General features: G+C 45.8%; 16 protein-coding genes. 10 read left to right on the top strand and 6 right to left on the bottom strand.

All coding sequences use genetic code 11. The features are described from left to right. Positions 1 to 62 precede the first annotated feature (62 nt). Positions 63 to 623, bottom strand: coding sequence for a cob(I)yrinic acid a,c-diamide adenosyltransferase (locus ASG33_RS24805; protein WP_056292008.1), 561 nt, complete (start codon positions 621 to 623; stop codon positions 63 to 65). Positions 624 to 776: 153 nt separating this feature from the next. Here ASG33_RS24805 and ASG33_RS24800 point away from each other — a divergent pair, with 153 nt between their 5' ends. The 9 genes from ASG33_RS24800 to ASG33_RS24760 all read left to right on the top strand — a co-directional run bounded on the left by ASG33_RS24800 (position 777) and on the right by ASG33_RS24760 (position 9,818). Then, positions 777 to 1,289 (top strand): hypothetical protein, encoded by a 513-nt coding sequence (locus tag ASG33_RS24800; protein ID WP_056292004.1) that lies wholly within the window; start codon positions 777 to 779, stop codon positions 1,287 to 1,289. Between the two features lie 11 nt (positions 1,290 to 1,300). Continuing rightward, positions 1,301 to 2,566, top strand: coding sequence for an S-adenosylmethionine:tRNA ribosyltransferase-isomerase (locus ASG33_RS24795; protein WP_056291999.1), 1,266 nt, complete (start codon positions 1,301 to 1,303; stop codon positions 2,564 to 2,566). Positions 2,567 to 2,572: 6 nt separating this feature from the next. Then, positions 2,573 to 3,733, top strand: a complete 1,161-nt coding sequence (locus ASG33_RS24790) for an ABC transporter substrate-binding protein (protein ID WP_056291996.1) — start codon at positions 2,573 to 2,575, stop codon at positions 3,731 to 3,733. 2 nt (positions 3,734 to 3,735) lie between these two features. Then, positions 3,736 to 4,788 (top strand): iron ABC transporter permease, encoded by a 1,053-nt coding sequence (locus ASG33_RS24785; RefSeq protein ID WP_056291993.1) that lies wholly within the window; start codon positions 3,736 to 3,738, stop codon positions 4,786 to 4,788. Continuing rightward, on the top strand, positions 4,785 to 5,804 hold the full coding sequence (locus tag ASG33_RS24780; protein WP_082489401.1) for an ABC transporter ATP-binding protein: 1,020 nt from the start codon (positions 4,785 to 4,787) through the stop codon (positions 5,802 to 5,804). Before ASG33_RS24785 ends, ASG33_RS24780 begins: the two co-directional genes overlap by 4 nt. A 91-nt stretch (positions 5,805 to 5,895) precedes the next feature. Further along, positions 5,896 to 7,887, top strand: coding sequence for a glycosyltransferase family 39 protein (locus tag ASG33_RS24775; protein WP_056291989.1), 1,992 nt, complete (start codon positions 5,896 to 5,898; stop codon positions 7,885 to 7,887). A gap of 24 nt (positions 7,888 to 7,911) precedes the next feature. Further along, positions 7,912 to 8,316 carry a nuclear transport factor 2 family protein gene (locus ASG33_RS24770; protein WP_056291984.1) on the top strand — a complete coding sequence of 135 codons (405 nt, stop codon included), beginning with the start codon at positions 7,912 to 7,914 and terminating at the stop codon, positions 8,314 to 8,316. Further along, positions 8,316 to 8,918: a GNAT family N-acetyltransferase gene (locus ASG33_RS24765; RefSeq protein WP_056291981.1), complete on the top strand. Its 603-nt coding sequence runs from the start codon at positions 8,316 to 8,318 to the stop codon at positions 8,916 to 8,918. Before ASG33_RS24770 ends, ASG33_RS24765 begins: the two co-directional genes overlap by 1 nt. Then, positions 8,919 to 9,818: a carbon-nitrogen hydrolase family protein gene (locus ASG33_RS24760; RefSeq protein WP_056291978.1), complete on the top strand. Its 900-nt coding sequence runs from the start codon at positions 8,919 to 8,921 to the stop codon at positions 9,816 to 9,818. Positions 9,819 to 9,830: 12 nt separating this feature from the next. Here the strand turns inward: ASG33_RS24760 and ASG33_RS24755 are convergent, their stop codons facing one another. Together ASG33_RS24755 and ASG33_RS24750 are read right to left on the bottom strand one after the other, a co-directional pair. Continuing rightward, positions 9,831 to 11,432 (bottom strand): tail fiber domain-containing protein, encoded by a 1,602-nt coding sequence (locus ASG33_RS24755; RefSeq protein WP_056291975.1) that lies wholly within the window; start codon positions 11,430 to 11,432, stop codon positions 9,831 to 9,833. 163 nt (positions 11,433 to 11,595) lie between these two features. Beyond that, on the bottom strand, positions 11,596 to 12,879 hold the full coding sequence (locus ASG33_RS24750; RefSeq protein WP_056292326.1) for a hypothetical protein: 1,284 nt from the start codon (positions 12,877 to 12,879) through the stop codon (positions 11,596 to 11,598). A gap of 260 nt (positions 12,880 to 13,139) precedes the next feature. Between ASG33_RS24750 and ASG33_RS24745 the strand changes: the two genes are divergently transcribed. Then, positions 13,140 to 13,994, top strand: coding sequence for a DKNYY domain-containing protein (locus ASG33_RS24745; protein WP_162242774.1), 855 nt, complete (start codon positions 13,140 to 13,142; stop codon positions 13,992 to 13,994). A 49-nt stretch (positions 13,995 to 14,043) separates the two neighbouring features. Here the strand turns inward: ASG33_RS24745 and ASG33_RS24740 are convergent, their stop codons facing one another. The 3 genes from ASG33_RS24740 to ASG33_RS24720 all read right to left on the bottom strand — a co-directional run bounded on the left by ASG33_RS24740 (position 14,044) and on the right by ASG33_RS24720 (position 22,886). Then, the gene (locus ASG33_RS24740; protein ID WP_056291969.1) at positions 14,044 to 14,601 is read right to left on the bottom strand and encodes a gliding motility-associated C-terminal domain-containing protein; all 558 of its coding nucleotides are present in this window, start codon (positions 14,599 to 14,601) and stop codon (positions 14,044 to 14,046) included. Positions 14,602 to 14,657: 56 nt separating this feature from the next. After that, complete coding sequence (locus ASG33_RS24735; protein WP_056291966.1) at positions 14,658 to 15,677, bottom strand: hypothetical protein; 1,020 nt, start codon at positions 15,675 to 15,677, stop codon at positions 14,658 to 14,660. 1,239 nt (positions 15,678 to 16,916) lie between these two features. Then, a complete protein-coding gene (locus tag ASG33_RS24720) occupies positions 16,917 to 22,886 on the bottom strand; it encodes a SpvB/TcaC N-terminal domain-containing protein (RefSeq protein WP_056291957.1) in 5,970 nt (1,989 codons plus the stop codon). Positions 22,887 to 23,299: the final 413 nt, after the last annotated feature.

Genomic DNA, 23,299 nt, shown 5'->3' with positions numbered 1-23,299 from the left:
TGTTCGTCAGGGAATGCAATTTAAATATTTAATCTATAAATAACTGATATTTAGTACAACAATTATTTTTTCGGAGAAACTCTTGGATTCCAGGTGACTTCCTCGATTCCCAGCTCGTAAGTCATAGCCCGGCAAAGCATAAAAAGATAGTCGGAAAGGCGGTTAAGATACCGCACCACAATGTCTTCCACTTCTTCGCCCTGTTGCAAATGGATCACCGCCCGCTCGGCCCGCCGGCAAACCGTGCGCGCCACATGCCCGAACGAAACGGACTGGTGCCCGCCGGGAAGCACAAATGCCCGCAATGGAGGTACTTTCGCGTCGATCCGGTCCATTTCTGTTTCCAGTAAAAGAATGTCCTCTTCCAGAAGGTCCGGCAAAATGCGTTTGCTCCGGTCGGACTCGGAAGCCAGGTGCGAGCCGATCGTAAAAAGCCTGTCCTGGATCTCTTTCAACGTTTCTTTCCGGTCTTCATTTACCAGCTGGTCGCGCAGTAGACCAATGTAGCTGTTCAGTTCATCGACGGTTCCATAAGCGTCAATTCTGACGTGGGCTTTGCTCAGTCGCGTACCTCCGATCAGGGAAGTCATGCCCTTATCGCCTGTTTTTGTGTATATTTTCATAAATGTGATTTTGAAAGTGGATTAGCGGAAGCCTGCGTTCCGGCAACAACATTTGAACGCAATAATAACTGCCAATTAGGTTTTAGAAACTCCCCGACCTAATTTTGCACCCTGATTTAACTTGGCGAAAACCTCCTTAAGGTTGAAGAATTCATGAAAATTACAACATTTGCGATCAAGGTCTGGCGTTGGCTGTCCATCATATTTGTGGTAGGTGCATTGCTATGGACTTACTCCCTGTTCCCTGAAATGGTGGCTGTGGATTTTGCCCAAACCGGCCTGGCCGAGAAATATGTGGACAAAGAGCATATTTTTTACATTATAATGGGTTTGTTTATACTGAACAATGTCGTGATCTCGGCATTTGCCCGCCACATCCCAAAAGTAGATCCGACTTACCTGCCAATTCCAAAGAAAAAAGAATGGGCGCAGTTCCGCCCGGAGCTGAGCGAGCACCTTGTAAACTGGATTTACTGCCTAGTTTCGGTTATCAATACCATTATGGGATTCAGTTTGCTGGCTTTGGCGACGATCAACAGTACACAATACAAACTGGACGTATTTGATTTCTCCTGGGTATATTATGCAGGTATCGTGTTGATCGTGGCTGTGTTTTTGTTGCCTTTGCGCCTGCTTTGGCCGCCTGTACCTGAGGAAAAGCTGTAAAAGAAAGGCGAATGGAACAAGAACGCGGGGAAACAGGAGTGCAGGCAGACTGGCTTACAAAAGCCGAATCGATCCGGTTGCAGGATTATTACTATGATCTGCCCGATGAGCGAATCGCGCATTACCCGCTTGATGTCCGGGACCAGTCCAAACTGCTGATCTATCAGAATGGAACGATCAACCATCGTATCTTTTCCGACTTACCTGCACAACTTCCGGCAGATACACTGTTGGTTTTCAATGATACACGCGTAATTCCCGCACGGGCGTACTTTCAGAAAGAAACAGGCGCCGTGATAGAGATTCTGCTGCTGCATCCGGAAATGCCAACCCGCGTGATCAACGATGCAATGCTGGTCAGGAATGAATGCATTTGGGAATGTATGATCGGGAATAAAAAGCGGTGGAAGTCTGCGGATACCTTGAAAACGACTGTTGAGGTACATGCAGAGCCGGTCACGCTGGAAGTATCCTATGCCGACTATGAGCAAAACCATGTGTATTTAAAATGGAGCGGCGGGTTCACCTTTCTGGAAATCGTGCAGGCTCTGGGTGAAATCCCGCTGCCGCCTTATCTGAACAGGGATACCGAAGAGGGAGACAAGCAAACCTACCAGACTGTTTACGCAAATCACGATGGTGCGGTAGCCGCGCCAACTGCGGGACTGCATTTTACAGAAAACGTCTTTGAGGAATTAGCGAGACGGGGGATAAGCAGGTCATTTCTGACACTGCATGTGGGCGCAGGTACTTTTTTGCCTATCAAAGTAACTTCTGTTACGGCGCACAGAATGCATTCGGAGCAAATCGTTTTTTCGAGAGAACTGATCGAAGCGCTGCGGTCTGCCGCCGGTCCGGTGGTGCCTGTGGGTACAACTTCCATGCGCTCGCTGGAAAGTTTGTACTGGTTTGGTGTGAAGCTTTTCAGGAATGAAACAACCGAGTTCAGGATTGAAAAATTGTACCCTTATCCTTTTGAAGAAAGCGATCTGCCTACCGCATCGGAGTCGCTTGCTGCGATTGCTGCATTCATGGATCTGAATAATTACAGCTACATTACGGGTGAAACCGAGATATTTATTTTTCCGGGTTACCGGTTCAGGCTTTGCAAAGGGCTGGTTACCAATTTTCATCAGCCGGGTTCCACATTGATCCTGCTTGTGGCTGCATTGGTAGGCAGTGCCTGGAAACAGATCTATCAGGAAGCATTTGACAAAGGTTACCGGTTTTTAAGCTACGGCGATTCCTCCTTACTCTGGCCGGCGGCGCAACATTGACATAATATGATGAACAAAACTTGGGTTGTATTGCTGGTGTTCTTGCTATTGCAAGCTTGTGATTCCGGTCAGAAGTCGCAGGAAAAGAAGGAAGCTGGAACGAAAAGCAGCTATAAAGAACAAAGCGAGATCCGGCACGCCAAAGGTTTCGACATTCAATATTTCGATCAGTACAAAATCGTCACAATCAACAGTGCTGATTCTACCGCGGCCGGCGAAAAGTTTATTTTGCTTGAAAAAGGCAGGTCCCGTCCCGAGGGTTACCCGGAAGCACAGGTCATTCAAATACCAGTCAAATCGATGGTAGGGACATCCTCCATGCACACCGGCTTGCTGGAAGCGCTCAATTCGATTGATATACTGACCGGACTGTCTGGCCTGCAATACGTTTATTCATCTTCGGTTCAGAGGCGGATCAAGGCAGGTAAGATTGTGGAAGTAGGAAAGGACAATGGACTTAATCAGGAAAAGCTGATTGAAATGCATCCGGACCTCGTAATGACAGTAGGTTCACCAGGTACGAAGGCGGATCGCTTTAATGCATTGAGAGAAGCCGGTATCCCCGTTCTGACCAATTCAGAATGGGTTGAAACCACTCCGCTGGCGCGTTGCGAATGGATAAAGCTGGCGGCTGCGTTACTAAACAAGGAAAAGGAAGCCAATGGGATTTTTGGCAAAATAGAAAGAGACTATAACCGCCTGGCGCGCCTTGCCCGCACCACAGATCCCAAACCAACCGTCATTTCCGGTTTGAACACAAAGGATGTATGGTTTTTACCAAGAGGCGATAATTATATGTCGCAATTTTTTGAAGACGCCGGGGCAAGCTACCATTGGGCAGATACCAAGGGCGGCGGCAGCTTGTCGCTCAGTTTCGAGTCGGTGTATCCCATTGCTTTGAAGGCCCAGTACTGGGTTAATGTAGGATTTGATAAAAACGATACGCGGAGAAGTATCCTCGCGCAGGATTCGCGTTATGCCGATTTTGCTGCTGCCAAGTCCAGAAAAATGTACAGCTACAATGCCCGCGTGAATGCGTCGGGTGCGCATGATTTCTTCGAGTCAGGCGCTTTTAACCCGCATACGGTGCTGGCAGACCTGATCCATATCTTCCACCCGGAGCTCCTTCCGGGACACCAGCTGGTTTATTACAAACAGTTACCATAAAAATGGCAGGACCCGCAAAAAGACAAGGATTGATCCTGACCTGCCTGGCATTGCTGGCAGTTGTTTTTTTTGCATTGGATGTATTGTCCGGGTCTGTGGCTATCCCATTCGGGGAAGTAATGCATATCCTATTTTCGCGGGAATCTGAAAATCAGGCGTGGCTTTTCATTGTTGAAAAAATCCGTATTCCCAAAGCGGCGACTGCTGTGTTGGCAGGCTGCGGGCTTTCGGTGAGCGGCTTGCTGATGCAAACACTTTTCCGCAATCCGCTCGCTGGCCCCTCCGAACTGGGCATTACCGCCGGCGCGGGCCTGGGTGTGGCTTCCGTAATGCTGGCGGGAGGAAGCGCAGGAGGAATGTACGCGGTAAATCAGCTGGGTATCTCGGGTAGCTGGCTTGTGATTGTGATGGCCTCGCTCGGATCTGCATTGGTGATGTCGCTTATCCTGCTGATCGCCGGTCGTGTGAAAGACAATGTTGTACTGCTGATCGTAGGTGTGATGATCGGCACGATTACACTTTCTGTGATCAGTATCTGGCAATATGTAAGCCAGCCCGAGGAGTTGCAGGAATACATTATGTGGACTTTCGGCTCACTGGGCGGGGTAACGCAGTACCGGCTTTTTGTACTGACAATCGTTGTGCTACTGGGCCTGCTGGGTGCATTTGTTTCTTCCAAATCACTGAATGCATTGTTGCTGGGTGAGAATTATGCAAGAAGCATGGGGCTGAGCATTGTGCGGAGTAGGCTGATGATCATGGCCAGCACCAGTCTGCTTACCGGAAGTATCACTGCCTTCTGCGGTCCGATCGGCTTTATCGGAATTGCCATTCCGCACCTGACGCGCGCTTTGCTGCGCACTTCCAACCACCGTATATTAATGCCCGCCTGCTGCCTTTCGGGTACCGTGCTGATGTTGTTCTGTGATATCGTGGCGCAGCTTCCCGGCACGCAAACTGTGATTCCGATCAATATCGTTACCTCACTGCTGGGTGCGCCGGTTGTGATCTGGGTGATCCTCCGCAGTAACAACCTTCGTTCATCATTCTCATGAAAGATAATCGGGCAATACTGCAAACAGAGGCGCTTTCTATCGGGTACCGGTCGAAAAGCGCTGACCTGGTCATTGCGGGTGATCTGAATCTTTCTTTGGAGGCGGGAAAACTGGTTTGCCTGCTCGGCGAAAATGGTTCCGGCAAATCCACTCTGATGCGCACGCTTGCGGGTTTGCAGCCTGCATTAGCTGGCAAAATCCTGCTCGGTCAGCGCGAACTAGCGCGGTTGAAGCCACAGGAACTCGCCACGCAGCTGAGCCTCGTTCTGACTGAAAGACTTGAAACGGGTAACCTTACAGCCCGGGAGGTAATTACCCTCGGCCGCACACCTTACACGGGCTGGCTTGGTCAGCTCAGTGACGCAGACAGGCGGCAAATTGACCTCGCGATCGCATACACAGCCACAGAATCGCTACTAAACCGCCAGATCAGCCAGCTCAGTGACGGAGAGCGGCAGAAAGTAATGCTGGCGCGGGCACTGACGCAGGATACCGGCGTCATTTTGCTCGACGAACCTACTGCACACCTGGACCTGCCCAACCGTATCGGGCTGATGAAGCTGCTGCACCGGCTTGCCGCCGAAACCAACAAGGCGATTTTGCTCAGTACCCACGAGCTCGATCTCGCATTACAAACTGCCGATCAGCTATGGTTAATGAAAAAAGGCGGCGGATTGCTGGCAGGCGTTCCCGAGGATTTGATTTTAAATGGATCCTTCGAATCGGTTTTCAACCAGGACAACTTCTTCTTTGATACCAATACGGGTACATTTAATATACAGCGGGAGCCAACCGGGGAGCAGGTTTATTTGGAAGGCAGTGACAAGGAGGTATTATGGACGAAAAAAGCGCTTCAACGTGCCGGATTTTCAGTATCAAATACAGCAGACAGTCGCCGAAAGATTAAAGTAATGCACATCGCAGGTGAGCGCGTAATGTGGGAGGTAAGCGGTAGCGGAAGTCCGGTCCAGCTATACTCGATCGCAGCCCTGATCACTTTTTTGACCTCACAGTAAATAGAATATAACATCGGTGACTTAGCTGATGTTCTTTCCGTGATAATGGCTATTTTTGAAACCTATTAGCCAAACAGGTTTTACCCTTCACATGATTCTTCTGGTTCCATTAGCAATGTGGCTTTGTACAGCCAATTGTTATCTGGCTTTTTTCAAAGACGGGCCTCAGGCATTCCGGCGATCGGTACTTGCTTCGGCCATTTTCCTCTTTTTCTTCATTGGGGCCGGTACTGAATTACTCAGCGCATTCAATCTGATTAATTCCTATGTCGTGATTACCGCCTGGCTTTTGTTCAATGTAGCCCTGATATTTATTTCTGCGCGGCTGCAAGGTAAACATAAGCTTAATCTCCGTTCGATCAGCAGGTTCTGGATGCAATCTGGCAAAGCGTTCTTTCGCAAGCTCGGTGTATTTACGATAATAATACTTGGTTCACTGGCATTATGTACGCTCATCGTGGCCATTGTAGCTACTCCCAATAACCTCGATTCGCTGAGCTACCATTTGAGCCGGCTGGGCTATTGGGTACAGAACGGGAATGTGGAACATTATGCTTCCCACATCGAGCGCGCGATTTCATTCAGCCCTTTTTCGGAGTACGTACACTTGCATACGTACCTGCTTTCTGGCAGCGACCGGTATTTTCAGCTGGCACAATGGCTGAGCCTGGCTGGTATTCTCATTTGCGTGTCGCTGATTGTGGAGCTCTTCTCCGCCTCCGCTGTTCAGCTTCGCATTGCATTGGTTTTCGCAGCTACTTTACCGATTGTAGTGCTTGAATCCATGACAACGCAAAATGACCTGATGGTCGCTTTCTTTGTGATCGCAACAGCTTTTTACTGTTTTGATTTTACCCAAAACCGTAAGCCCATTGCCTTTTTGTTCCTGGCACTTGCGGTCGCGATCGGGATTATGACAAAGGGTACATTCGTGTTCTACGCACTTCCATTTGGATTTTATCTGCTTGTTTTTACATTGGGAAGAGCGGATTTATGGAAGTCACTGGCATTGTTGCTGGCGGGTACCGTCGTGCTGGTATTGCTGTTAAATGCGCCTTTCTGGTACCGAACACACCAGATTTTCGGCTCGCCAGTCGGGACGATGAGTAATGGAAACAGGAATGATATACGCAGGCCGGCTGATTTTATATCCTCGCTCTCCAAGCATACCGCGCTGCACCTGGGCTTTGTTTCACCGGGCAACAGGTACAATCAATTTCTGGAAAGCCGGCTGACGGACTTGCACGCTGCAATGGATGTTCCATTGAACCGGCCGGGCTCGGGGATGCCTTTCAAGATGAACAAGCTCAATTTCAATGAAGATTTTGCGCATAACTTCTTCGGAATGTGGCTGATCCTGCTGAGTATCCCGTTGCTTTTCTTTGCGCGGCTTGTTCCTCATGCAAAGTGGTATGCACTGGCTGCGTTTTGCAGTTACCTTATCTTCTGTCTGTTTATTGGATACCAGACTTACGGTTCGCGCCTGCATATTCCGTTTTTTGTACTTGCGGCTCCGGTGATGGGTCTGGTTTACGGCTCGGTAATGCGGGCAGTGCCAGGCAAGATATTGCTCACGATACTATGGCTTTTTGCATTACCATTTGCGCTTCTGAGCGTAACACACCCGCTGCTTTCTACCAGGTGGTTTTTTGAAAATGTGTTTCCACCGATCAATAATGCATTGAACCTGCATATCCACGTGGGACCGGGCAATGCGAACCTGATGCAGGAGAGTATCATTTTTTCTCCGCCTGAAAAAATAATATGGGGCGACCATTTGGCTGAAATACAGAATCTTACCAGCTTTATTGAATCCCGGAATCCGCAAAAAATCGGTTTTGATTTAAAGGAAGCCAGCTATGATTATGCATTTCAATATTCTTTAAGAAAAGAAGGCCGTATTTTTGAGCATGTGGCGGTCCGTAATCCTTCAAAAGTATTGGAGAACCCGGCATTCAAGCCTGATCTGATCCTCGCGGAGGTTTATGAAGGAGCTGCGTTTGACTGTCATGGACAGAAATACGTGCTGGGTTTTCATACACTCGATAAGTGGGTTTACATTCCAGCCAACAATTTGAAATAGGATTTACAGGTTTAATCAATTGAAATGAACGCATTGGAAGTTGTAGAAGCGTATTACGCTTGCTTTAATAATCAGGATTGGAAAGGAATGCTGGCGCTGCTTGACCCGGAGGTCAGGCACGAAGCAAACCAGGGCGATGTGCGCGTGGGTATAGATAAGTTCACCGAGTTTTTGGGTAAAATGGATGAAGCTTATGAAGAAAAGCTTACGGATATGTTCTTTTTTACAGAAAAAACCGGAACACGCGTCGCAGTTGAATTTGTGGTAAATGGGGTTTACAAGAAGGCGGAGGAAGGTTTGCCGGAAGCTTACGGACAAACTTACGTGCTGCCTGCCGGTGCTTTCCTCGAAGTAAAAGCAGGAAAAATCACGCGCGTAACTACCTACTATAACCTGCCGCTCTGGATTGAGCTGGTCTCAAAGAAATAATGCAGGATCTCTCATTCATTTCAAAAAAAGGTGCTGAGATCGAAAGTGTTTTCGAAGATCTGGGGAAGTTGCGGATTGCCGTTTTTCATGATTTTCCCTATCTCTACGAAGGCGATCTGAATTACGAAAAGGAGTATCTTAAAATCTACAGTCAATCTGCCAGAGCCTTCCTTTTTGCAGTTTATGATGGTGCCGAAATGGTCGGCGCTACTACCTGCATTCCACTCTCCGATGAAACAGAGGAAGTAAGGGCACCTTTCGAGAAAGCAGGGTACGATCCAGGCCGTGTATTTTATTTTGGTGAAAGCATTCTCCTTCAAAAATACCGCGGGCTGGGGCTGGGGCACCGCTTTTTCGATGAACGTGAAGCGCACGCGCGCAGTTTCGGCGAATACAAACTTGCGTGTTTTTGTGCAGTGGAAAGAGCAGCGGATCATCCGGCCAGGCCAGACAATTACCGGCCTAATGATGCTTTCTGGCAGAAAAGAGGTTATATAAAAACGCCGCAATTACAAAGTACAATGCGGTGGCTGGATATTGGAGATAGCGAAGAAACAGCCAAGACTATGACATTTTGGTTGAAAGATCTGAAAAGCGAATAGATGAAAGTTACCGTTGCAGCAGCACAATATCCGATCAGCGAACACGCCGACTTTTCTGCATGGAAAAAGCACATTGCGCATTGGGTGAGTCAGGCTGCCGGGCAGGGCGCTCAGCTTCTGCTTTTCCCTGAATATGGATCTATGGAGCTTGTCAGCATTTTTTCAGAAGCTGTCAGAAGCAATATCCGTGAGCAGATCTTTTCACTTGACGCATTGAAATCCGAGTTTTGTGCGGTGTTTGAAGAGCTGGCGAAAGCATATAAGGTAACTATTGTGGCCCCGACGATCCCGGTTGTTGAGCAAGGTAAAAACCTCAACCGCGCATATGTATTTTCTCCGGCTGGATTAGCCGGATACCAGGATAAGTTTTTCATGACGCGTTTTGAAGATGAGGAATGGGGCATTGAAACTGCACCCAAAGTATTGACTGTCTTCGAAGCGTCCTGGGGTAAGTTTGGCATTCAGATCTGCTACGATGTCGAATTCCCGATAGGAGCGCAGTTGCTGTGCGAGGCCGGTGCCGTGCTGATCCTTGCGCCAAGCTGTACCGAGACTATCCGCGGTGCCACCCGCGTGCATGTTGGAGCCCGTGCCCGCGCCTTGGAAAATCAGGCATATACTGTCGTTTCCCAAACAATCGGCAATGCGGCCTGGTCGCCGGCAGTGGATATCAATTACGGATACGCAGCCTGCTACTCCACACCGGACAGAGATTTGCCCGAAGAGGGAATTATCTCAACAATGCTTCCGCAACAGGAAGGCTGGCTCATCCAGGAACTGGATTTTGCAAACCTCGATGTTGTAAGAGAGGACGGTCACGTCTTTAATTTTAAGGATCAAAAGCGTATATCAACAACGCTGCCTGGCGATGAAGTGAAGATTTTGCAGCAGGTGATTTGATTCTGGGTACAATCACTTTGTTTTTAATTCAGACTTCGCCTGCTCTGATGCGTTAAGTCGCGCTTCCATTGCATCCAGTTTGCTCATGATCAGCGCAGCTTGTTCTTTAAAAATTTGGTTCTGTGAGGTCAAAAGCTCGTTTTTTTCATTAAGTTCTTTTACTGATTCTATTAAATGCGGCACGAGGCCGATATAATTGACAGACTTGAAGCCGTTAGCATCCGTTTTGACTAGTTCCGGAAACAGCTTCTCGACCTGTTGCGCAATGAGCCCGGTTTGCAGTGATTGTTCTTTTGTTTTATCAATCCAGTTATAATGATAACCCTGCAGATCACGGATTTTTAAAAGGCTGCCGGATAATGGGGAAAGATTATGCTTTAATCTCGCGTCAGAAGTCAGGCTGACATTGCCATTCAAGAATGCATTTCCATCGTTATTTACCCATAATTGCCAGTTGTCGAGGAAGAAGCCTACCTCATCGTCTGTTTTCATTCCAACAAAACCTCGCTCTACGTGGCTGGAATTATCGAAGTGAATGCCGGCAGTTACTCCATTGTGAAGAATACGTGGTCTTCCGTCAACTTCCAGAATGTACTTCGGGTTCAATGCATTTTTTCCCAAACCCAGATTCCCGTTTCGCAACAAAGTGAGCGCGTTTTTTCTGACGTTCTGCGATTCGTCGCTATTATTCTGAGATCCATTTCCTATCTGAAATATCCGGTCTGTAGGTCCTTCGGTTTCTGTATCTGCAACATCTGTGCTAACCTCATTAAAAGAACCTATCGACAAAGAGCCCATCGCTCTTGAAAAGACATTGTTGCCAAACGTAACAGAAGCGGTTCCGCCTGCTCTGGTGAAATTGCCAGCACTGAATGATGCAGTGCCTGTTGCTTCCGAATTAAATCCCATACTTACTGCACGTGTACCAGATGCCTTCGTAAATGTTCCGAACGCCGCGCTGCATTCACCGCTCGCCTCGGTGCCCGCACCGGTTGCGAAGGAGAATTGACCGGTTAATGCATCGTTCCACTTTTCGTTTCCAGCATTTCCTGCTCTGAATGAACCTTTCACTGGATACCAGATCAACGTTTGGCCGTCTTCTATCGCTGGTAACATATATTTTAAAACCTTGGGGTCATTCGGATCCGAGTTAGGGTCGATTTCTGATCCCAATTTTAAACTTTGAACAACCGGAATACCCTGGTTCCATTGAGTTGCTTCCCGTGCTTGCAAGGCATAGGGCACACTCAGCAATTGCGTTGACCCAAGATTGATAAAATCGTTGCCTCCGGTCGGGTCGATTTCGAGCTGTATAAAATGCTCCAGTGCCTTCCACGGTATCTCAGTGAAGTTCCCGCTAACTACGTTTCCTTTCCCAATTGCGATAGTAAATACTCCGTTCGTGTTGGTAGGCGGGCGATGTATCTCCTGATAAACAGATGGCCCCATCAGACTTTCGGAGTGAATAGTTACCCGAAGACGAACGATAACATCACTGATCGGCTTCCCGTCAACCCCACGGGCAACCCCTTGAAAGCTAAATTGCTCTGGTGCTTGCGCCTTTGCAGTAATGATTGTAAAAAGCAGAATTAAAAAGAAAAAAAGTGGTTTCATGCCAGAAAATAAATAAGTGAAGGATTGACGCCGGCTTACGTGGCGGCACTTTCGACTTAATTAAATCACTGATCTATTCAATACATAAATTGATGATCGATAGGTAGAAACTACTTTTTTAACGTGCGTCACGTCACTTAAAAATCACTCATTTACGCATTGATCATTCATTCATCCGAATCACATTTCTTTTATTACCAAACCAGGTATCTTTTACTGCGCCGGTTCCATTGAAGCGGTATTGAACACCCACAATGCCGGTTGCTTCGTTTGGGAAATGAAGCGTATAGGCTTTTTTGTCGTTAACGTAAATATCTGCCCGTTTCGAGATTGTTTCAACTCTCAGTTTCGTCCACTCCGTCAGGTTTGCACCGAAATTTGACAGATCGGCCTCTTTGCTCGTTACATAAGTGCCGCAAAAAGCCAGCGACAGATCGCCTATGCAAGGTTTTGCTGCAAGCGGAATAATGATAATATCGTTTTTACATTGAATCAGCACCTGCATCGGCTGACAAGCGTTCGTTCCCTGATTGAAATTACTCCGGACACTTGTTTCAAATACAAAATTGTCACTCATCAGATCGCCCATATCGCGCTGATTGAAAATCCGTACTCTTGGTGCTTTCGGGTGCAGCGATAGATTATATTTGTTTAAAACACGCTCATTTACCTCCACAATACCGTTGCTGACGCATTCCTCCTTCTTAAAATAAACGGGTACCGGCTCTTCTTCCGCCAAACAAAGCCAGCCGCCCGAAGTAATCCAAAGGTCCTGCGTTTTGACGATCTGGTTGTCTGCAATCAGCTTGGTGTTGAAATAACCAGGATGGTAATAAATGGAAGAATGCTCGTGTTTGTCCTTTGAAATGAGTTTTTTGCGGCTCACATCCCAGGTTTGTGCGATAAACACCGAATTGGTTTTAGCCGCCTTCGCATCATAGTGGAACACTACCGAGTTGGGAACGCCCTCTGTAACAATCTTGTCAGGTCGGAAGGAGAACAGCTTAGGATCGAGCGTGGAATCAGAAGCTTTGTTGGAAAGCAAAACATACCCGGCAAGCAGCAAAGGGACCAGCGAGAGCAGCCAAAGGTATCTCAGTTTGCCTTTTTTCGTTGCAGGTTCAGTGCTTACCGGCAACGGGGCAGTATGTACGTAGGAGTTTGCCACCATTCTCTCCTGTTGACTGAAATGCCGCCAATCTGAAAAACCTGCAAATTTGGCCAGTGCATTGAGTGTTGTGAGGGTAGGTGCGCTGTCGTATTTAAGCTTTCCCCAAATCCGTTTTAAAGTGGTGATACTGAGTCTTACGCCGGTTTTTTCGTGTAGGATATCGCTCAGCTTTTCAAAGTCGTAATTGCTCCAATGCCCGCTGTCGCCCCAACTGAGCTGCGACTCAATCAGCATGAGGCACTTTTTTAGATCCTGCTCTTCTCCTGTTTTTGTCATGGCTGTGATAAACACTTTTCGGGTCGCGTGTTTGTGCAATCAAAAATACCTTTTTAGATGGATTCAGGATTGATAATGCAGGCAATCTGTCAAACTTCTTCCGATGATTTACCCATATCGACCGTTTGCTGATTTGTTCTTCGCCTTGTAGTGTGGATGTATAGTTTTGTAACGGTTCAATTGTAACTCGTTGAACTACCCGGATGCCCTGCGTGTGTGTGAACCTGGCATTCGGGTCTTTTTTTGCCCGCATGGAAGCCATGAAAATAATCGCCGGGTATATGGGCCTCATCACATTGGTATTCAATCTGCTTTCCTGCCAGGGAAGCAATTCTTCATTCAAGCCGGGCATCTTATCGAAAGCGGGCTATTACATTCAAAACGACAAGGTTTATTATTATGGCGGCTTTGGGAATGCAACTGTTACGGCATTGGAGAATGCAGTCGCAGCGCAGTTTGAAACACTCGAAAAGCGCTTCCCCGAACAACCATTTGCGCATTTGTATGCCACTGATGGAAACCATGTTTATTTCGAAGGTAAGCTGATCAACGGCGCCGACGGGAAGACTTTTCAGGTTTTTGGCTATGGCTGGGCAAAGGATTCGCAGCACGTTTTTGCGTTTCACTCCATATTATCCGATGATCCCGTCCACTTTGTAAATGTAAATGGCGGGTTGTTCAAAGATCGCAAGCATGTTTATGATGGCTACAGGATCGTTTCTGATGATCCTGCCCACCTCACTTACCTGGGCAGTACAAACCTGCGCTCCTACCATGCAGACGGGAGAGGTGTTTTTACCGGATCAATCAGAATTGATCCAGCTGACGCTGAAACGTTCAAGCCGTTGATGCACAACTATTCAATGGATGCGAAAGCTGTTTTTCTCATTGATGAGGGAATGCCCCTAATGCTGGAAGGTGCTGATCCGGCTACATTTAAGGTGCTGTCGCGTTACTATGCAAAAGACGAAAAAAACGTATTCTGGAGAAATTACAAATTACCCGACGCCGATCCGTCGACCTTTCAAATCACCAGCGAAGAACATCACGAGGGTCGGGATCAATGGCGGAGGTACCTTCAGTATGCTGTAATTGGATCAGACTCAACAAAATAATAGTGTCTGCTTATCACTGTGCCTTCATAAAATGACAGACTTGTTAAAATCAGAAGCAATCCTTCTCCGCAGAGGCAATTGATTTATCCACTGTACCCGCTTTACCCGCCTGAATGGGGTAGTAGCATCCGGCTTTTGTTTTGAATATCTCTGACTCACTTCCACAAATAATGGCGCACGCCTGTCCTCCCACGATGTGTTTCCTCGCTTCGCTGTCATCTACCCGCATTTTATACCTGAACAATCCCTTGTACCTGGATCCATCCGGTCTAAGTCCATCCCAGCCATAATCAGCGATCGCCATTTTGGAATTACAATAAGGCTTTTGATACAATATAGTGTCACCGACGGCACTGTATATGGTAAATCCCCAAATGTCGGTCACGATATCATTTACAAAAGGCAGGAAATAGTCATTCACACCATCCTTGTTCGGCGTAAAAACATTGGGTACATAAATGCGCTTTTTGTCATAAGAAAACTCAACAGCCTGAGTGCCGCAACAGGATTCATATTCCGAGCTGACAGGTTTTGGCTGATCCTGGGAGGAACAGGTTTGTGCGGTGCAAATGAGGAGGAGAAGAAATATGGTAAGTGTGTTTTTCATTGGGGTTGTATATTAGAATTGTTATCGAATGGTTTCAATGGCAAGCAGGATGTATGCTATTCTGCAAGACCAATTGGAATTGAATTACCTCGGCGGTGATTAATTTTAAATCGAAAGAGATAGTTTTTGTTGCCTGATGCAGATATGGAGCTGGCGACAATCGAACCGGCAAGTCCAAAGTACGCGCCCCACATGGCGCCGCTGTTAGCATCTGTGAAAGATCCCGGCCGATCATAATAAAGCCGTTGATTAACATTTTTAATTTCGAAAAAGCCTGCGGAAGTGGCTTTGTACAAATTAATGCCATCTGATATTGCGTAAAGACCAGTAGGTTCCAATTGTACACCTTTCTTTCTTGTTCCATAATAGCGATAGGCTGTTACTTTTCCCTTCTTCGATTTTTCAATCATTATTCTTGCATTGATATCGGGATTATTCTGGGCAAAGTGTGCATAGTCTTTAAATATCCCTGAATTGGGTACTTGATTAGAAAATATTGGAATGCGGCTTATTTCCAGACTATCCAGATCATTTAGCTCGTCTCTGGTGAATGTGGGTTTGTCCTCGTTGAGCTTGCTTTCAGCAGCATCTTTTGCAATGGCACAAAATTCCTCGCTCACCGATCGAAACAGCTTTTTTGTAACATCAAACCCTTTTACTGTGAAGATGCTGTCAACAGCAAGTATTTCAGAATATTTACCAACATCCTCTTCAAGAAATAAACGCAGTGAAAGTTTGAGTTTTCCATTCTCAGGAATGTCCCTGGTATTTTCATTCATAAATAACTCATTAAGAATGAAGACCAATGTTTTTTGATTGCGTATGCTTTCGTTTTTACCTTTAAAAAATATCGCTAGACTATCCGCAATACTTCCCTCGAAGACGATTTGTTTGCTATTGTTTCCCAGCCCTTTATGAATATATCCTAATAGTTTCTGGCCGTCTCTGTTGTCTATCACTTCAATAGTTGAAAAACCTGATGTGGAATCTTTACAATTGTAGTCGATTGTAAGGTTGATCTGGGCTTGGGTGAGATGAGTGATGGATAGTGCAATTAGTAAGAGGATGTCTTTCATACTAGATAGATAGTTAACTAGAATGTTCAAAAATTATAGAATGCTCAGTGTTTTATTGCTCGACTATATCATGGATAAGTGAGCGTCCAGTTGTTTTTCTTGAGATAATCCACAGTTACTTCGAAACGCTTTAGGACCAGATCGTGCCGCTTTCCGAGACTGTCGCACCCATATTTATCTATGTATCTGATGGCCGAGTCAGCATGATAGACAATGAATAACAACCTTCCCTTAGGGTACCTTGGAATAAGAGTTTCCCATTTCACCGGGACTTGTTGGATAACCGTCCTTTTCTCCTTCCACGAGGTAGGTATGTGCAAGTTTGCTTGACGAACAATCATAAAAACTGTAAGGATCCCCAGCTTTGCCTTCATCTGGTGCTTTGGTGAAAATGATTGGATGTGACGAATCATTCTGAAACATTAATCTAGTATCACCAGGAGGATCGCATGAGGACAATGCCAATAATAATATGATTGTCCAATTATTCATAAGTAATAACAAAATTGCTCTTCTTTAAATCGTCTAAATTAAACTTATGAAGTTTCAATACTTTACTTTTTATATTAATGGAATCGCAATCATAAAAACCACCTTCAGTATAAAAGTGATTCGGATCAATAAAGTAAATCTCTTCTGACTTCCCGTTGGCAAGTCTGTTTTCCCAACACGTTCTAAATCCATCAAAATCTAGCTTTGACCATAGAAAATAAGTTTAGCTTCATATCACTTTATTGGTTATCTATTGTATTTCAAAGCATTGATTAGTCCAACCGATATGGGCATTAATCACAACGAGGTTGGTATTATGGATAGGTTATTAAATATTTGTTATCTTCTAAATCCTGAAGACTTATATCTTTTCGATTCAATATCAGATATCTGCTCTGAACTTGTTTCCAACCATATTTCGAAACTGTATCAGCGGAAAGAAAAAAGATACTGAGAGTGTCTGCTGGAAGGCTATTAAAATATTTTGGCCATTTCTTCGAAGACTCATATTTGAAATTTTCCTCAGAACTTAGAGTCACAAGCCGAACTTCTGTTGACAATGAATCGGGAATTGAGATATCTGGATAATCGTTATTTACAAAATATAGTATGCGACTTGAACTGTTGTTTTGTATTGTAAAAAAGTACCTCACCGTTGCACCAGGAGGATGCTCGCATGATAATGCAAACAGCTGTATAAGAAGCAAGGCGAAAAAAGATGATTTAGAGATCATTGCTTTCATTGTTTTAAAAGTTAAACCAAAATGGATATGTTGGAGGAAAGAGAAGAAGATACCAGTCCCTAATATATTCTCTCTTATATTCACCTGAACGATCATCCCAACCTCTGGTAAGTAGGTCGTTTGTCCTGTATTTTTGCAAGTATTTAAATGACATTCTGTTGGCTTGTATTTCGTACCATTCGTCATTATGACTGTGCCAACCGAAGTTTTCAGCGATTGATCCAACAAAGCTTGGAACACCAATATGCCCAAAGTACAAAGGACCCACTAGTCTGCTCTGTAAAACATGTCCATATTCATGCCGGAAGATGTCACTCCCAATCTGCATATTCTCTGAATTTATGTAAGAACCCAGCGTAAGTCCCCATTGATTATCTGAATTTGAATTATCATTAACCAACGTTGCTCCTCCCCAATAATCAACATTGTCTACCTTTCTTGCCCCATTTCTTGCATGGGAGTACGTATTCCCTAATAGCGATTGAGGTGCCTCCCAAGTAAATCGGGAAAGTAAGGTGCCCGCTCTTCCCCAAAAATTGCGTTTCGGATCTGTCTTGAATGCCCCCATGTCTATCTTCCAGGCATTGTTTGTTAAGGTACCGGTTGCTGTGGGGTCAAAATTGCGCCATGCATTGTTTCTAGCTGTTTTGCTTGTAGGATCCAGGCCGCCGTGCAAAAATGCTGTTTCGAACAAATGACCTGTAAAAGTCATAATCGTACCGAATAACTCTCCGGTAGGATCCGTATGCTTCAATGGATTATTCATCACATAACTATACCGATTATAACCCTGCGTCGAATACGAATTCTGCACATAATTATCAACACTCAGCACCCTCCCAACCACCGGATCATACATCCGGCCGTTCATGTTGATCAGGTTGAAATTTGTTAAATGCTCATGACCGGTGAATCCACGATAGAGGTAGCTTGTTGGGGCGGGGACATTGGCATAATCCCAATTGGCTGGATGACGGAGGCGGCCCCAGGCGTCGAAGTTCTGTTCGAGAATGACTGTCCCGTTAAAAGCCGTTAAAGTCAAAAGCGATCCCAGGTGATCGGTGTAAGTGTAGTAATACTGGTCTGCATTGTTCTCGCGAATAATAATAGCGATCAGCCCCGCCGGTGAACTAATGTAATGCAGATGCTTATCGGCAATACCTGGCGTTACATCCTTTTCGTAGCTTCCAAAGTAGTAATGCATGTTGATCAGCGCATTGTTCTTTTTCATGACCCCTTTCAGTCGCTGGTAGTCGGCGCCGTAGGTGTAGGTCAGCTCATAAGGCTGGCCCGACCCGTTCTCCGTAATTTTTTCAGGCTGGTTGAATGGGGTGTATGTAATTTCCTGAGTTAGTACCGGAATCGCTGTCGTCGGCGAAACAACACCAATAACTGCATTCAATTTTGCAGGGTGATAATTGAATGTCTGTCCGGCATCACTTTTTGCAGTAATATTTCCTGAGGCTGTATAGGATGTTACCTGCGCAGGTTTGCCCAAAACGGTAGCCGTCAGCAGCCGATTCAGGTTATCATATGTAAAGCTCTCTTCTTTATTCTTGATGTAATCTTTCCGTTTATCCAGATTGCCTTTTGCGTAATTCCAGGTCAGTTCCAGGTTTTGTACACCAGCTGTTGTGAACAGTTTAGGTGTCCCATAGTTGTAAGAAATTGCCGAGGATTTGCCGTTACCCAACGCATACGCCGTGTTTTGTCCCAGACCATTCATCCCGTTATTGGTATAAAGCGTCACCGCATTGGTGCTGTTTTTAATAGTGGTCGGATAACCATTGCCGTCATAGGCATGATTAGTTCCAAAGCCTGACGGATACAACACTGATGTCATGTCCCCGTAAAGATTGTAGCCGTAAGTAGTCGTGTAAATAGTGGCGTCGACGGATTGTTTTACCGTCTGCAACCTTCCAAATGCATCGTAAGTATACTCATCCAGATTGCCGGCAAACCCGGTTACCTTTTTTAGCTGGTTAGTGGACGCTCCGCTGCCTGTGAGGTAGTATTCGTAAACCGTTGAACCCTCAGGGCCAATGCGGCTGGTGTTCCTGCCCAGCAGGTCATATTGCATCGTATGCGTTTTGTTGTTTGCATTGGTTTGGCTCGCCAGCTGCCCCAATGCATTGTAATCGTAAGTGGTTGTACCGGCATTGAGGTCGGTCAGTGAAGTTTGCCGGGCCTGCACATCGTATTGGCTGCTTGTAATCACTGCGCCATTGTTTACTTCCTTGAGACCGCCGTGGCTGTAATAAGTGTAGGTCAATGTGCCTCCATTGTCCGTAGCGCTGATAACCTGGCCGCTGGCATCCGTTACTTTCGAAGAAACTCCCGAGGGCGTAGTGGTGGTTGTGGTCAGCTTTCCTGCTGCATAAACGTAGCCAATGGTAGTAGTGCCAAAAGGACCGTTGTTGCTGATATTAAATGGCCGGTTGTAGGTGTCATACTGTGTTGTGGTGGTCAGTACCGGCTCACCGGATTTATACGGATCGGTCGTTGTGGCGACATTGCCTCGACTATCGTACGTCTTAACCTGAGTAATGGTTTGTCCCTGAAAACCTTCCGTTTCGCTCTTGATTTCCCTTCTTAACAGGTCGTAAAATGTTTTTACATCCGGCTTTCCCGGATGGGAGGTGTTCAGGTACCAGACCGCGTTACCTGAAATATTCCAGCCATAATTTTGGGTGATTGAATAACCTTCCGGCAATATGATTTTCTTCTCCCGGCCAAAAGCATCGTATTCCAATGTTGTTATCAAACCATCTACTCCCGTTATAGTCAGTGGTTTTCCCCATTTAAAATCGTAAGTCGCAGATGAAGTTTGGCTTAGCTCATTCGTCTTGGTTTCCGGATAGCGGCCTTTGGTGTCGTAAACAGAAGAGGTTGACCTTGCTGGAAGACCGGATGGATTTATGGTCGTTTTTTTCAGGTTACCTAAGGGATAATACTCGAAAGTGGTTACTACGCTTTTCGGAAGTCCCACAAAATCCGTTTTGGTAGTAAGTTGACCAATGCCGTTATATCCGTATCCTGTTGAAACCGTATACGCAGGCTGACCTGTCCGGGTGTTTGAAACGGTTACAGAGGTTGGCTTGTTGAGAACTCCCGCAGGATAAGCGCCAAAAATGGTGTTGGTAACAGTGGTTTCAACTCCATTGTTGACCGTACTTTGCTTGATGTTACCGTAATTGTCGTAAACATTTACCGTAGTAGTTGTGCGGCCCTCAAATGCTTTGTTTTCAAGAATATTGGTGGTCTGAACCCAGAACCGTTTGGCTGCCGGAGAAACAAATACATTGGTATTGGTCGTTTGATCAAGCAATGCATTGGTAGATGCCAGATAGGTAGAAGTCCGGTAGGGGACAGCCGTGTAATAGGTTGTATTAAATTCATTTTCAACAACGGTTTTGATACCCGTTGTCAGGTTGTTCGCTGTTATCTTACCAAACCCGATAAACCCTTTTCCGGCCCGGTGAAGTTTTGTGCCTTCGTAAGTATATTGAGTGGTATTGAAGCCGCCAATTCCATCTTGTATTTTGAAATCGGAAATGGCGTAAAGTGGTGGCTGAATTGCGTTTAACGGATACGCTGTAAGATTTCCCCGGATATGGAAGCCATTTTCATCCGTCAGCTTTTTGTAGCTCCATTCCGTTACATGATTGTATCCATTCTTTACCTTTTCAAGGATATTTTCGCGTCCTTCTTTTTTGAAGTTGAAAACATCCATGGGGTTTGAAACGCTCTTGAAGTTGATGATGTCCGCTCTGCGATCCCCATTAAAATCACCGATCATCGGTGGTGGTGCCCCTAATCTTACGGCATAAGTGCTGGTGATGCGATGGAAGCCTGCTCCTGCGCCCGAAAAGCCTCTTCCGTAGTAGACGTCCAAATTCGCAGTTTCCAGGTCCGGCAGTTGCCAGCCATGATAAATGTCTGATTTGCCATCCCCATTTAAATCGGCAATACCGAGTTGGTCTCCCAGGTAAAGGTCTGTATCAGGTGTGGTATTGAAAGTAAAAGGGGATTCATATAAGCCGACCCCATTGGATATCAATACCTTCCATGCGCCCGAAGTGGTTAGTTTGGCAAGAATGTCAGTCTTTCTGTCGCCATTAAAATCACCAAAATAGCTGAGGTGATCTTTGCTTAAATAATTAACAGAATAGTGGATACGTCGCGCAGTCCACCCGTCAAAAGTAAAAATCTCGCAATGAATGCTCTTGATAAGCATAATATCGCTTTTGCCGTCACCATTGAAATCGACGACGTGCACCTTGTCGGCAGTAGCCCAATCAGTTGTCTCAAAAAGATGCGTCCCCGAGATTACGATTGACCCAAAATCGGGTTGCACTTTGCCATTGTATAAGTGACAGTTGTAATTCACGGCATTACTTCCCAGCATGGTAAGAATATCCTGCACACCATCCCCATCATAATCTCCTGGAAAAATGAAGTGGCCACTTGGGTGAATCTTCGAATAGCCTGTATAGGGAGCTATCGTGAGCGGGTCAAATTGGATGGCAAACTGTGCATTGTTTTGCCAATCATAGTTCTGAAGAGTCCGGTAAATGCGAAGACTTGATAATGTACGATCCTGTCCCGCTCCGGCAATATTGGTCATCAGAACATCATCTGCACCATCACCCGTGAAGTCGTAAGCAAGAAAATCAAATGAATTAGGTATACTCTGTTTTTTAACGACCGAATAAGTAACAGGCGCGTCTGTGATATTTCCTACATAAAAATCATTCGGACTTGCTGTGTATGGCAGATACTTGGTATAGACCTTGATCCTATATGCAGGAGGGTTCTGGATCAGGCTGGCTTCAAGGAAATCAGTTAATCCATCGGCGTTAAAATCACCTGTAATGGTTGTTGCGGATGGATTGTCATACCCGCTTGTCGTTACCGTACTAAATTCGGCTGGCGAATCTCCATATTTGAAAATAGTGGCGTTCAGTGAACTGCCGTCTGCACCCGATTCAGTCACCTCTTTCAGGTACGAATTGATGTTGTCATGACCGTAATTGAACTGGTAGGTTTTGACAACGACGCCACTGGTTTTGGTGGTGACTTTATCCAGCAAGTATTTGCTTTCTATGCGCGTATCGTTTTCAAAACCTGCGTTTTCATCAATGGTCCGGATCTTGTAGTCGAATCTGACCTGATTATAAGGGTCTAATAATTGAGCGGCATTACCCGTGTAGTTGATCTCTTCGATAAGCAAGGCGAAACTTACTGCCTTGTACTTGAACGAGATATAGTTTTCATCAGGGTAGGTAATGCGTGATAAAGCCCACGTCAAAACAGTTGCATTCTGGCCGGTATGCCTGGAATCCGGCGAATTGCCGTATTCCATCTTAATTCCATCCTTTGTAACAATTTCAAACCATTGCGGGCCGTCTCCCTGTGTGTTTTTGGAGATGATAGTAGCAAAGTTTTCACACTCGGTACCATACGTCGTATTCGGGTCTCCATAGTTACCCACTTTGCCGATCAGCCGGGAACCGTCCAAAACAAACCTGTCACTGTTTGTCATTACAATAGGATTTGCCTCACTATCGAAATAGCTATTGCGCGTGCTGCGGGTAATTTCTGACAAGCCGCCAATGCTCCATCCCTGACCTAAAACGCCATTTCCTCCTAAGGAATAGTAGTTTAAGGATATAGTCGGAGCAATACCATTTGTTCCGGGAGGTATTGCTAGTAATATCGAGTAAGTGGCACCTCCGGATGCAACGCCGGCACTTTCGGAAATACTTCCAACGGGAAGATTTTGATTAATGGTTCTGCCGTTGAAAGTAGCTCCGGTGTGTAAGGTCTGGTAGGTTACATTTTGTGCAAGAGAGTTGAAGCTGTACAGGGCTGTGAAAAGCCAGAGGATCTTTCGGGAAAGACATTTTGGCCAATGGATTTTCGCAGGGCGATTGGCTGACCGGACGTTGCAAAGGAGGTAAACTGTCTTCATATAGGAGGATTTAAATGCAATTTTGGCAAGCGGAATAGCGGTATGTGTATTCTTTTAAACACCTGATAACGTAGTCGGTAAGACACAGAAAACCCTTGTTCTTTTCAGAACTTCAGAGTGGATTCCCTATGCTTTTTGTTGAGTGGGAATGTTGGACGCGGAATCTCAAAACTCGGGGCGATCCTAAGCCGGCAGGACATCGGCAAACGTATCAATTAACTTTAAATATAAACGAAGATGTACGGTGCAATTATTTGCCGGTTGTACAATGTATTGTGCTCCAATGGATTGCGCGATTTGTCAGTATTGTGATAAAAGAAAGGTTTACGGAAAGCCTTTCATGAAGATCGGGTGGAGAGGCCTATCACTCGCCCTTGTCAATACGCTTGAATCAATCCGTTTGAAAGAAGCCT

The sequence above is a fragment of the Dyadobacter sp. Leaf189 genome (assembly GCF_001424405.1).
Taxonomy (GTDB): Bacteria; Bacteroidota; Bacteroidia; order Cytophagales; family Spirosomataceae; genus Dyadobacter.
This window is presented reverse-complemented; position numbering and strand designations above follow the sequence as displayed.

Excerpts from the sequence above, each read along its gene's own strand:
- ASG33_RS24805 (WP_056292008.1), bottom strand. The coding sequence starts at position 623 with ATGAAAATATACACAAAAACAGGCGATAAGGGCATGACTTCCCTGATC.
- ASG33_RS24800 (WP_056292004.1), top strand. The coding sequence starts at position 777 with ATGAAAATTACAACATTTGCGATCAAGGTCTGGCGTTGGCTGTCCATC.
- ASG33_RS24795 (WP_056291999.1), top strand. The coding sequence starts at position 1,301 with ATGGAACAAGAACGCGGGGAAACAGGAGTGCAGGCAGACTGGCTTACA.
- ASG33_RS24790 (WP_056291996.1), top strand. The coding sequence starts at position 2,573 with ATGATGAACAAAACTTGGGTTGTATTGCTGGTGTTCTTGCTATTGCAA.
- ASG33_RS24785 (WP_056291993.1), top strand. The coding sequence starts at position 3,736 with ATGGCAGGACCCGCAAAAAGACAAGGATTGATCCTGACCTGCCTGGCA.
- ASG33_RS24780 (WP_082489401.1), top strand. The coding sequence starts at position 4,785 with ATGAAAGATAATCGGGCAATACTGCAAACAGAGGCGCTTTCTATCGGG.
- ASG33_RS24775 (WP_056291989.1), top strand. The coding sequence starts at position 5,896 with ATGATTCTTCTGGTTCCATTAGCAATGTGGCTTTGTACAGCCAATTGT.
- ASG33_RS24770 (WP_056291984.1), top strand. The coding sequence starts at position 7,912 with ATGAACGCATTGGAAGTTGTAGAAGCGTATTACGCTTGCTTTAATAAT.
- ASG33_RS24765 (WP_056291981.1), top strand. The coding sequence starts at position 8,316 with ATGCAGGATCTCTCATTCATTTCAAAAAAAGGTGCTGAGATCGAAAGT.
- ASG33_RS24760 (WP_056291978.1), top strand. The coding sequence starts at position 8,919 with ATGAAAGTTACCGTTGCAGCAGCACAATATCCGATCAGCGAACACGCC.
- ASG33_RS24755 (WP_056291975.1), bottom strand. The coding sequence starts at position 11,432 with ATGAAACCACTTTTTTTCTTTTTAATTCTGCTTTTTACAATCATTACT.
- ASG33_RS24750 (WP_056292326.1), bottom strand. The coding sequence starts at position 12,879 with ATGACAAAAACAGGAGAAGAGCAGGATCTAAAAAAGTGCCTCATGCTG.
- ASG33_RS24745 (WP_162242774.1), top strand. The coding sequence starts at position 13,140 with ATGAAAATAATCGCCGGGTATATGGGCCTCATCACATTGGTATTCAAT.
- ASG33_RS24740 (WP_056291969.1), bottom strand. The coding sequence starts at position 14,601 with ATGAAAAACACACTTACCATATTTCTTCTCCTCCTCATTTGCACCGCA.
- ASG33_RS24735 (WP_056291966.1), bottom strand. The coding sequence starts at position 15,677 with ATGAAAGACATCCTCTTACTAATTGCACTATCCATCACTCATCTCACC.
- ASG33_RS24720 (WP_056291957.1), bottom strand. The coding sequence starts at position 22,886 with ATGAAGACAGTTTACCTCCTTTGCAACGTCCGGTCAGCCAATCGCCCT.